This window comes from Pontibacter sp. HJ8 (genome assembly GCF_054824225.1).
Genome location: NZ_JSYF01000043.1, coordinates 1 through 10,601 on the forward strand (window position 1 = coordinate 1; position 10,601 = coordinate 10,601).

Annotated in this window: 9 protein-coding genes; 4 read left to right on the forward strand and 5 right to left on the reverse strand. The window is 51.8% G+C overall.

What is annotated here, in order from left to right; genetic code table 11:
* Positions 1–320: 320 nt before the first annotated feature.
* Positions 321–2,183, forward strand: coding sequence for a Fe-S protein assembly chaperone HscA (gene hscA / locus OB13_RS02510; protein WP_461488570.1), 1,863 nt, complete (start codon positions 321–323; stop codon positions 2,181–2,183).
* 65 nt (positions 2,184–2,248) lie between these two features.
* Here the strand turns inward: hscA and OB13_RS02515 are convergent, their stop codons facing one another.
* Complete coding sequence (locus OB13_RS02515; RefSeq protein WP_461488571.1) at positions 2,249–2,587, reverse strand: hypothetical protein; 339 nt, start codon at positions 2,585–2,587, stop codon at positions 2,249–2,251.
* Positions 2,588–2,590: 3 nt separating this feature from the next.
* Complete coding sequence (locus OB13_RS02520) at positions 2,591–3,658, reverse strand: Ldh family oxidoreductase (RefSeq protein ID WP_461488572.1); 1,068 nt, start codon at positions 3,656–3,658, stop codon at positions 2,591–2,593.
* Between the two features lie 187 nt (positions 3,659–3,845).
* Here OB13_RS02520 and OB13_RS02525 point away from each other — a divergent pair, with 187 nt between their 5' ends.
* Positions 3,846–6,230 (forward strand): hypothetical protein, encoded by a 2,385-nt coding sequence (locus OB13_RS02525; protein ID WP_461488573.1) that lies wholly within the window; start codon positions 3,846–3,848, stop codon positions 6,228–6,230.
* A gap of 82 nt (positions 6,231–6,312) precedes the next feature.
* Here the strand turns inward: OB13_RS02525 and OB13_RS02530 are convergent, their stop codons facing one another.
* The 3 genes from OB13_RS02530 to OB13_RS02540 all read right to left on the reverse strand — a co-directional run bounded on the left by OB13_RS02530 (position 6,313) and on the right by OB13_RS02540 (position 8,885).
* A complete protein-coding gene (locus OB13_RS02530) occupies positions 6,313–7,251 on the reverse strand; it encodes a Ppx/GppA phosphatase family protein (RefSeq protein ID WP_461488574.1) in 939 nt (312 codons plus the stop codon).
* A gap of 44 nt (positions 7,252–7,295) precedes the next feature.
* Positions 7,296–7,910: a hypothetical protein gene (locus OB13_RS02535; RefSeq protein WP_461488575.1), complete on the reverse strand. Its 615-nt coding sequence runs from the start codon at positions 7,908–7,910 to the stop codon at positions 7,296–7,298.
* 81 nt (positions 7,911–7,991) lie between these two features.
* Positions 7,992–8,885, reverse strand: a complete 894-nt coding sequence (locus OB13_RS02540) for a class I SAM-dependent methyltransferase (RefSeq protein ID WP_461488576.1) — start codon at positions 8,883–8,885, stop codon at positions 7,992–7,994.
* A 104-nt stretch (positions 8,886–8,989) separates the two neighbouring features.
* On the opposite strand from OB13_RS02540, the gene dapF reads away from it, so the two are divergent.
* The gene (dapF, locus tag OB13_RS02545; RefSeq protein ID WP_461488577.1) at positions 8,990–9,775 is read left to right on the forward strand and encodes a diaminopimelate epimerase; all 786 of its coding nucleotides are present in this window, start codon (positions 8,990–8,992) and stop codon (positions 9,773–9,775) included.
* 21 nt (positions 9,776–9,796) lie between these two features.
* A complete protein-coding gene (locus OB13_RS02550) occupies positions 9,797–10,321 on the forward strand; it encodes a GNAT family N-acetyltransferase (protein WP_461488578.1) in 525 nt (174 codons plus the stop codon).
* The last annotated feature ends 280 nt before the right edge of the window (positions 10,322–10,601 follow it).

Below are 10,601 nucleotides of genomic sequence, written 5' to 3' on the forward strand. Positions count from 1 at the left end.
CAGCAGCAGAAAGTCCCCCTTCGAAGGGGGTAGAGGGATGACTTAACACTTGCCATGAAACAAGAGCTGTCATAACTGTAATAGCAAGCTCCCCTCCTTGGTTAAGGAGGGGCAGGGGTGGTTGGACCCGGTAGAGCAACAACAACTCAAGTCGCAGTAGCTATCCCATCTTCAGTTCACGTCAGATTATAGACGCATTGCTTACCCAGAAATATGCAGCTCCAGTCTTCAAGCTCAAAGCAAGCCTGCTCGCTAAATTATTCGTAACTTTGTGTATGCGCTGCTGCTATATGGTGGCGGCCTCATCTAAGTATAAGAACATGGCAAAAGTTGCAATAAACCTTTCTACAGGCGCTCTTCAGCAGGAAGAGGTGATTGTAGGTATAGACCTTGGGACTACCAACAGCCTGGTAGCCTATATACATCCGGAAGATAAAAAACCAATAGCGATAAATGATCAGGGCCAGGGCACCATTGTTCCTTCAATCGTGCACTTCACCCAGAATGGCGAAACCATCGTGGGCACTGAAGCCAGAGAATACCTGATCGAAGACCCTGCCAATACCATTTATTCGGTGAAGCGCCTGTTGGGCAAGTCTTACAAAGACCTGGGCGAGCATAGAGACTATTTCGGTTATAAGATCATTGATGATGACAGTGAAGGACTGGTCAAGATCCGGGTGGGCGATCGGTTTTATTCCCCGATCGAGCTTTCGGCGGAGATACTCAAAGAGCTGCGCGAGCGGGCGGAGCATGCCCTGAAGACGCCCGTCAACCGTGCAGTGATCACAGTTCCGGCCTACTTCAACGATTCCCAGCGGCAGGCAACACGCGATGCCGGTAAACTGGCCGGATTGGAAGTGCTCCGCATTGTCAACGAGCCGACAGCAGCCTCCCTGGCCTATGGCATAGGGATTGACCCATCCGAAGAGAAAACGATTGCCGTCTATGACCTGGGTGGCGGTACGTTCGATATCTCCATCCTGAGCATACACCAGGGTATATTCGAAGTGCTGTCTACGCATGGTGATACTTATCTGGGAGGCGATGACATGGACCGTGCCATCATCAATTACTGGATTCAGGAGAACCAGCTGATCGCGGATACGCTGAACCTGGACAAGAACCTGTCGCAGGAGTTGCGTCTGAAGGCAGAAGAAGCTAAAAAAGCACTGAGTACGGAAGCGGCCTATACTGGCAGCATTGAAGGCAAAATGGAGTGCCACATCACGCGCCATACCTTCGAAGAGCTGATAGCGCCGATCATAGCCAAGACAATCAATAGCTGCCGTATGGCCATGGCAGACGCGAAGCTGACACCGGAGCAGATCGATGCCGTTATCATGGTGGGCGGCTCTACACGTGTGCCGCTGGTATACGAGTCGGTATCGGAGTTCTTCGGCAGGCCAGCCAACAACGCACTTAATCCGGATGAGGTAGTGGCTTTAGGTGCCGCCATACAGGCAGACATCCTGGCCGGTAACCGCAAAGACATCCTCTTGCTGGACGTCACGCCGTTGACCTTAGGTATAGAGACAATGGGTGGTCTGATGGATTCTATCATTCCGCGTAACTCCAAAATACCAACCAAAGCCGGACGTCAGTACACGACCTCCGTTGACGGGCAGGTGAATATGAAGATATCGGTCTACCAGGGCGAGCGCGACCTGGTGCAAGAGAACCGCAAGCTGGCTGAGTTCGATTTGAAAGGTATACCCGCCATGCCGGCAGGTTTCCCGAAAGTGGATGTCAATTTTATACTCAACGCCGACGGTATCCTGAAAGTGGAAGCCATTGAGCTGCGTTCGGGTGTGCGGCAGGAGGTAGAGGTGAAGCCACAGTATGGCCTGACGGATGAGCAGGTAGAGCAAATGCTGATGGATTCCATCACGCATGCCCGGGAAGATGTATCGGCGCGTATGGTGATCGAAGCCCGCACGACAGCCGAGCAGATGCTTTACCAGGTAGAGCGTTTCCTGGAGAAGAACGGCGAGCACCTGACGCAAGAGGAGATAAACCTAACCCGTGCAAATCTTCAGAACCTGCGTGATACGCTGCCAGGCGGCAGCAAAGACCAGATTCTGAAAGCAGTAGATATACTGGAAGAGCAGACGAGCCCCTTCGCCGAGCGTGTGATGCAGATATCCATCAAGCAGGCGATGGCCGGTAAGAAGATAGAATAGCTATGCCTATACCTATAAACCAAAAGAGCTGACCTCAGGGTCAGCTCTTTTGGTTTATAGCGGCTTTACTTGCTTACGGAAAGCACAAATTCCAAAAAATTATAGTTGAGGTATAGCAGTGTACCTGCCACGATCACTCCTACCATCAGATTGGCGTAAGGCTCGTCCTGTTCCCGCACCTGTTTTACGCCCCAGTAGATGTAAGCAGCCAGCGCGATCAGCACATACAGGAGCAGCAGGGCAGGTATAGCAATGAGCACCGCGACAGGCACCAGATTCCAGAAATAATTCACGATAAGCCACAACAGGTTCAGTACCCACGCGATCATCATCATCCGAATACTTTGTTTGGTGGAGCCCACACCAAGTGCAGAAAAAAACTGCCCTACCTTCCCTGCAGCCATAGGCTATAGTTTTACGCCAAATTTTTTGCCCAGTTCTTCCAGGTCCTTCTCGACCGGTGGCAGCAGCGGTATACCTTTTTTCAGGCGGATTGCGGTCATGATGCGCTCCGGGTCACCGGGGATCAGCACGGCTTTCTCGCCTCGTTTTACCCGCGCGTTGCGGAACGTCTCGATCCAGTTGTCCATGTGCTGCTTGAACTCATCGGCCGGGCGGAACGCGTCGATGCGCATAGCACCCAGAAAATGGCCCAGGCCTTTGCCTACCGGATCATCCGGCGGAGAAAGGAAACTCACAAAGGGCGGCACCCAGGGACCGTAATTGGCACCGGATAGCACCGCAGAGAATATATCCACGATAGAGCCAAGGGCATAGCCTTTGTGGCTGCCTCTGTTCTTGGTGCTGCCAAGCGGCAACAAAGCGCCACCATCCCGTACCTCAAAAGGATTGGTCGAGCCCAGGCCTGCCGCGGTCTGCACCCAGCCGCTCGGGGTGTTTTTTTCTTTTCGCTGCAGTATCTCCAGCTTCCCGTTGGCCGCCGTAGTGGTGGCAAAGTCAGCCACAAAAGGAGGCTGGTTTTTGGCAGGTATAGCCACGGCGATCGGGTTGGTGCCCAGCATACGCTGTGTCGAGTGGGTTGGCGCCACCAGGGGAGAAGCATTCGTCATGGCCATCCCGATCATATCCCTTGAAAGTGCTTCCATGGCGTGGTAGCCGGCGATGCCAAAGTGATTGGAGTTGCGCACCGATACCCAGCCGGTTCCTACTTTCTCTGCTTTCGCCATCGCGATATCCATGGCACGTGGCGCGATCACCAGACCCAGGCCACCGTCTCCGTCCACCGTAGCGGTACTGGGCGTTTCGTGCACAATGGTCATGTTGGGTTTTGTGTTGATGCGGCCGGCTTCCCACAGGCGAACGTAACCGCTCAGGCGGGCAACACCGTGCGAGTCAATGCCTCGGAGATCTGCTTCCAGTAATACTTCTGTGGCTAATTTGGCATCTTTGGGAGAGCAGCCCATGTGAAGAAAAATCTCCTGGGCAAAGTCGAAGAGCTGTCGGTATGGGTACATAGGAATAAAGTTTGGGCCGCAAATTAAAAAATAATCCAGCCAATGCCTTGCAATTCCTGCTACGATTCCGGCACCGCGTTTTTATACCTGTCACACACTTTATATATAGTTTTTTATATACTTTAGGGGATATAAAGAAATGTGGAACAGATTTTGACTTAGCAAAATCAGGCGAAAATATACACCTATGAAAAGAACTCTACTTCTAATCTGGATACTCATAGCAGCATTTGGCATACAGGCGCAGACTAGGCTTGCGTTTGAAGAAACCACCTCTGAGGCCTTCCTCATCAAGCAAGTGACGGCCGGCAACAGCAGCCAGACGAACAGCAACAGCATCATCCAGCTGCTCAACGATGGCAGCACGACTTCGGGCAAAGGAGGGCGGCCTTCCCGCAAACCGGAGTATGTGGTACGTTTTGAACAGCATGCCCGCATTGCCGACGCCGGCGACCAATTGCAACTCAAAGTCCAGCTCCAGAAAGTGACCGTGACCGGGGATGTGCATTACCGCGGATTCGACATGGGCGATGTGCTGCTGCCCGGGAAGTTAAAAATGACGGTAAAGCTGCTCAACAGCCAGAACAAAGAGCTGAAGCGCTATACCTTGCCAGACGTGAATTTTTCGGAAAACGGGGCAGTTGTGCTGGAAACTTCTGTGCCGGATACTGCCAGCAGCCAAGGCTATACCTTAAAAGTAGAAGGTGTGGAATTGATCTATACTGCTGCCGATGTGCACAAAGTGCAGGAACAGATCAACCTGATCCAGGCTTACTATGCAGCCGACGCAACTTTAAGCAAAGCCCTACAAGATATCGGGCGCATCAACCCCGAAGACCTGGACCGTATTAAGCTGCAGGACCGCAACCTGCGTGAGCTGGAGGATATGCTGCAGCAACTGCAGGAGAAGCGCTTCACCGAAAAGCTCAGCCTGAACCAGTACGACCCGCAACGCTATACCCCCAAAACCAACCAGCTGAGCCAGGTATTAAAAGAGCGCCGCCGGGCTATCAACCATACCTTGGCCACACTGGACCAACAGTTTTACAACAGAGGCATAAGCCTGCTGACAAAGGGCAGTCCCGCTGCTGCGCAGGCCTACTTTGTGAAGTCGCTCGAAGCTAACCCGCGCTTTGCGCCCGCACACCTGCAGCTGGCACGCCTCGACTTTATGGGAGGCAACCTGCGTGAAGCAGCCGGTCGCACCCGGGACATACTTACCCAGATGCGCGTGGACCCGGAGACGGAACAGATGACGCTTGGCCTGGCCCATGACATTTACAGTGCCTTTGTGACGGAAGGCCATACCTTCAATAGCCGCGGCGACTACCACAGTGCCCTGATCGCCTATGCCGATGCCCGTACCCTTTGCAGCACCATCGGTGGGTTACGCTGCAACCTGCCTGCACTCAACGATGGCGAAGGCCGGGCAGTGTACGGCTATTACCGGGGACTGGTAGAGGAAGGCAAAAAGTCCTTGAGCCGAAACGAGCTCGGGAAAGCGGAGCAGCTGGCAAACGAAGCTTTTGCCTTTCAGCGGAAGTATGACTACGTGCTGCACGACGCGCCGGAGGCGGCAGAACTGCAGAACCAGGTAAAATACCAATACTACGTGCAGCACATCGACAAAGGCCGCCAGGCGATGAAAACGAAAGACTACAGGTATGCGCTCAGCCAGTTTGAGGCTGCGCTTGCCCTGGAGCAGGGCTATACCTTTAAACCGGTTCGGGAGTTGGGCATGTTGGCGCAGCAGGCAGCCAAGCCCGTGCTGCTGAGTCAGCTCAGCGATGGCTATGTGCAGGCGATGAACAACAGACTGACTGATGCCAGGACCATTGCCAACACGGCAGCTGACATGCGTACCCGCTATGCTCTGGAGAAAGACACAGAAGTACAGGCAAAGTATGTGCAACTGCGCGACCGGATCTTTACACAGGAGTGCCTCAACATTCAGGCTGATTATGACAGGCATTATCAGAATGCAGGAGTATTGGTAAGAGATCGTAAGTTTATTGCTGCCGGTAAGGCTTACCAGGCTGCTATTAAAGTAGCTGGCTCAAAGAATACCTGTATGATACCCAGTATTACGGCAGATGATGGGCTTGCTGCCATTGCACCTGCCGTGGAGTATCAGCAGATGCTCGAAGACGTGAGCCGCTTCGTATCCATTGGCCGCTATACGGAGGCAATCCGCAAATATGATGAAGCTGAGAAGCATTACCTGGCCCGGTCCATCAACCGTTTTGGGCTGGATCATATCTCGTTGTTCAATTATGCCAGAGGGCAAAATATGCTCGCTTTCACTGCTTCCGTCGTGAGCCATTTTACAACGATACGGGAGGAGCAGGCCGCCCTGCAACTCCTGACTTCGCTGCTCGACAAGGGCTATTCCAAAGGGAAAACCAAGAAAGTGCAGGAACAGTTGGGCAGGCAGTTAGCCGCCAAAGATGCTGGCCTCCATCTGAGTGAGTCTCCCAAAGTGCTGGCAGCCAGCTACACGCATGGGGATAAGAAGCTGAAGAATCTGGGCAAAGCATATGAGAAAGAACTGAAGAGACTGGCAAAAGGATAAGGTATAGCTATCGCAAATCAACCAAACAAAGAAGCCTGCTGTATGAGCAGGCTTTTTGATTTTCAGCAGGTATAGGTATAGATTAAAGTGCTCTCAGCGCCAGTTGCAGCACACCCTCCTTCAGAGCATAAGCCGATACCCGAATCTCCTGCAGGCTGTACTGTTGCAGCACAAAGTCCACGGCTATACTGGCCAGCACAATCATATCGACGCGCATTTCCAGCATACCTGGTATAGCCAGGCGTTCGGCGTGGGTTTTGTGCAGCAGCTCCTGGTGAATTTTGTAGAAATCAGCTATGGTCAGGGTGGAGGCTGCAGGTTGAACCAACCGACGTGCATTGTCGCCTTTACTCAGGGCATCGATGTCGCAAAGGGTGTCGAAGGTTCCGGAGGAGCCTACCAGTACGGTTGGCTTATACCTGGCGACTGCCTCTGTCAGGGGCTGTAGTTTCTCTGCCAGGAACCGTTTTTCCGCCTCTATGCTTCCGGCAGGTATAGGATCCTGCTCAAAGAACTGGTCCATCAGGCGCTGAGCTCCAATTTCGAAGCTGCGTTTCCAGAATTTCTCCTGGTTGTTGCAGAGGATGAACTCCACGCTGCCGCCGCCAATGTCCATTATAAGCGCCGTCTGCTCGTTGAGCACACCGGCCGAGCGCACCCCGTAGTAGATCAGTTCCGCCTCCCGTTCGCCGTCAATCACCTCGACCTGTATGTCGGTTTGCTTGTAGATGTCTTTTATGAAGTCTTCTCCGTTGCTGGCATTGCGCACCATGCTGGTTGCCATAGCCCGCACCGTCTCCACGCCATACTCATCAATCTGCTTGCGGAAGTCTTTCAGCGTTTTCATGGCCCGTTCATAGGCTTCCGGCGCGATGGCTCCGTTGCTTATACCTCCCTGCCCGAGGCGCACCGGTAGTTGCGTTCTGACGATATCCTGCAACTGGCCGTTTTCGTCCACCTCGGTGATGAGGAGGTGAAAGGTGTTGGTGCCCATGTCGATAAGTGCGAGGCGTTTGTTCATAGGGGTTTATTGGTTATGGAGAATGAAAAAGCTTTATATTCTGATTATTGAGTATCTATCAACAGAACTCCATTCATGGCTCTAATCCCATATATACTATAAGCAGTCTGCTTTTTAAGTAAGTTAATTTTACTGATATCATTCTCTCCAAGTGCATTGATTCTATTTATAATTTCATCACCAAGCAATGGGACACCATTAATTATGAGGATTGGGTTTTTATTAATTAGACCTTGACTCTCATACTCACTAATAGCTTTAACTACAATTTCATTTGTTAGACCTTCATAGTAACCCGTATCCAATAATTCATCCTTGAATGGTATAATTATAACAGCACCTTTTTCACCTTGTTCATTGTACATCCTTACTGCAATATCTTTACTTAATGCCTTTATTTCTACAAAGTCAGTTACTTTCAATTCATTTAATAATTTTAGCTCAGCCTTGTCTATTACTTTACCGTCAAAAACCAAAAGTGCGTTATCATCGATTCCTACCTTTGCTGTTTCTTGACTTATTCTTCCAATCAAGTTCTCATTATTTTTCTCTAGTTGACTTTGAGATTGATTGGCTTGGCCACTGGAATTTGCTATTTGTTTCTTAGCGCAGGATGACAATAAAATTATAATTAGTGAAAACAGTATAGATTTTTTCATTTTGAAGGATTGAGACTAGGGGAAAATCAAATTAAGGTAAAGGTTTTAATAACCTGGTATATCTTTTTAAAATAGATCACCCTACCTCCCTACCGAACTAAACCGAAAGAATGTCCCCAACGGTAATTTCCGTTCCCCTCGGTCGTGCAGATATATCTCGCCCAGTTCTTCGTTCCTGATCTGCTCCCCGAACGTCTGGCGCATCAGGTTGTCCAATATCAGAGCGGAGAAGCCCAAAGAGTAGAGGTTGATCACCAGGAAATAATCGGTTTTGTCGAGCATCTGCTGGCAGAGTTTGATGAGCTCGTTTAGTTCTTCTTCCAGGTGCCATTTCTCGCCGTTCGGGCCGCGGCCATAAGCGGGCGGGTCCAGGATGATGCCGTTGTAGGTGTTGCCACGCTTCACTTCGCGGCGGGCATACTTCATGGCATCTTCCACGATCCAGCGGATGTTGTCGAGGCCACTGGCTTCCATGTTGTCGCGGGCCCAGAAGTTCACCTGTTTTACCGAGTCCAGGTGCGTGATGTCGGCGCCGGCTGCTTTGGCAGCCAGCGAGGCGGCACCGGTATAGGCAAACATGTTGAGCACCTTCGGCGGCTTGGTCTTCAGGCTGCGGGTATTGTCGTAGATGAATTTCCAGTTGCTGTCCTGCTCCGGAAACAGCCCCACGTGCTTGAACGAGGAGAGACCCAGCCTAAAACGAAGCTTCAGCCCGTTGTACTGGTAGTCGATGTGCCACTGCTCGGGCATTCCTTTCTTCAGTTTCCACTGGCCTTTCTCCTGGCTGCCTTTGTCGCGGGTAAACGTAGCATTCGCCATACGCTGCCACTCCTGCTCCGGCAGGTGTTTGTCCCAGATGGCCTGCGGCTCAGGGCGAGCCACATAATACGCCCCAAATCGTTCCAGCTTTTCAAAATTTCCGGAGTCAACCAGTTCGTAGTCAGCCCAGTTTTCTGTTGTTAAAAAGGAATACATATATTTGCTGTTTATATCCGGCTTGCGCCATGTGACGGCAAATTACGAATTATATGCCGCGCCTGAAAATTGCACGCAACAGCTGTTTTAATTGTTTCAACATTATGCCACTAAGCTTCTATAAATATCAGGGTACCGGCAATGATTTCGTGATGATCGACAACCGGAAACTAACCTTTCCTGCAGACGATGAACAGCTGGTAAAAAGCCTTTGTAACAGACGCACCGGTATTGGTGCCGATGGCCTTATCCTGCTCCAGGATCACCCGGACTACGATTTCGAGATGGTATACTTCAACGCCGATGGCCGTCTGGGCTCCATGTGCGGCAACGGAGCACGCTGTACCGTACGATTTGCCAAGCAACTGGGCGTGATTGAGGACGTGGCTTATTTCCTGGCTGCCGACGGGGAGCATCAGGCAAACATTGAGCGGAACCAGATCCAGCTGAAAATGGGGGATGTGACCAGTGTCGAACAAATCGGGGAAGATTATTACCTGAATACCGGTTCTCCGCATTACGTTCGGTTTGTAGACGAAGTGCAGGAACTGGATGTGTATGCCGAAGGCCGTGCTGTTCGCTACAACGGGCGTTTCAAGGCAGAAGGCACCAATGTCAATTTTGTGGAGCGCCTTTCTGATAATGATATTTATGTGCGCACCTACGAGCGTGGTGTAGAAGACGAGACACTTTCCTGCGGCACCGGCGTGACAGCCTGTGCGCTGGTGGCAGGACTGGAAGGAGCCCAGAGTCCGGTATCGGTGAAGACGCCAGGAGGAAACCTGCAAGTCACCTTCGAGCGGCATGGCGCTGGCTTCCGGTACATTTACCTGATAGGCCCTGCCAAGCTGGTGTTTTCCGGTACCATGCCGATACAGGAGAAAGTATAACCGGCCGTAGCTCCAGCGCCTATGTTCCTTCAATCCGACCATACTTACCTGCGTGCCCTGGAGCCCAGCGACCTGACTTTTCTGTATACCTTAGAGAATGACACCACAGTCTGGCATGTTGGCAACACGCTCACCCCGTACTCCAGATACGTGCTTGGGCAATACCTCGAAAATGCCGCCCTGGACATCTATACCATCCGGCAGCTGCGCCTGGTTATCTGCAACCACAGCCACGAGGCCATCGGCGCGATCGACCTCTTCGACTTTGACCCGCTGCACCAGCGGGCAGGTATAGGCATCGTAATCTCGGCGCTCTATCGCGGCAAGGGGCATGCCGCCGAGGCACTGGACCTGCTGCTGACGTATTGCCGGCAAACGCTGCATCTCCACCAGGTATACTGCTCCGTCACCGCCTCCAACCATACCAGTCTCAAGCTCTTCAGGAAAGCCGGCTTTGAAGAAATTGGCCTCCGGAAAGAGTGGCTCCGCAAATCTGATGGCAGCTGGGATGATGTGGTGGAGATGCAGCTGGTGTTTAATGGTTAAATGGCAGCCTTGTTAACTTGTTGATACCAGGTATAGGTTCGCTCTCCCTCGCGTCCCGCGAGTGTGAGCAGGGAAATCTGGAGCTGCCATTTCAAAGGTATAGCTTCGTAGCTAATGTATACCTGTTAACGATTGTCATCCCCCTGCTCCCTTTGAAGAGAGACTATCTGCCCAACACTGGCATTTCGAACATGCTCGAGACAAGATTCGAAGAGGGCGAGTGTAGCGCAGAGAAATCTGGCTTATACCCATAGCTTGTACCAGATTTCTCCCGTTGGTC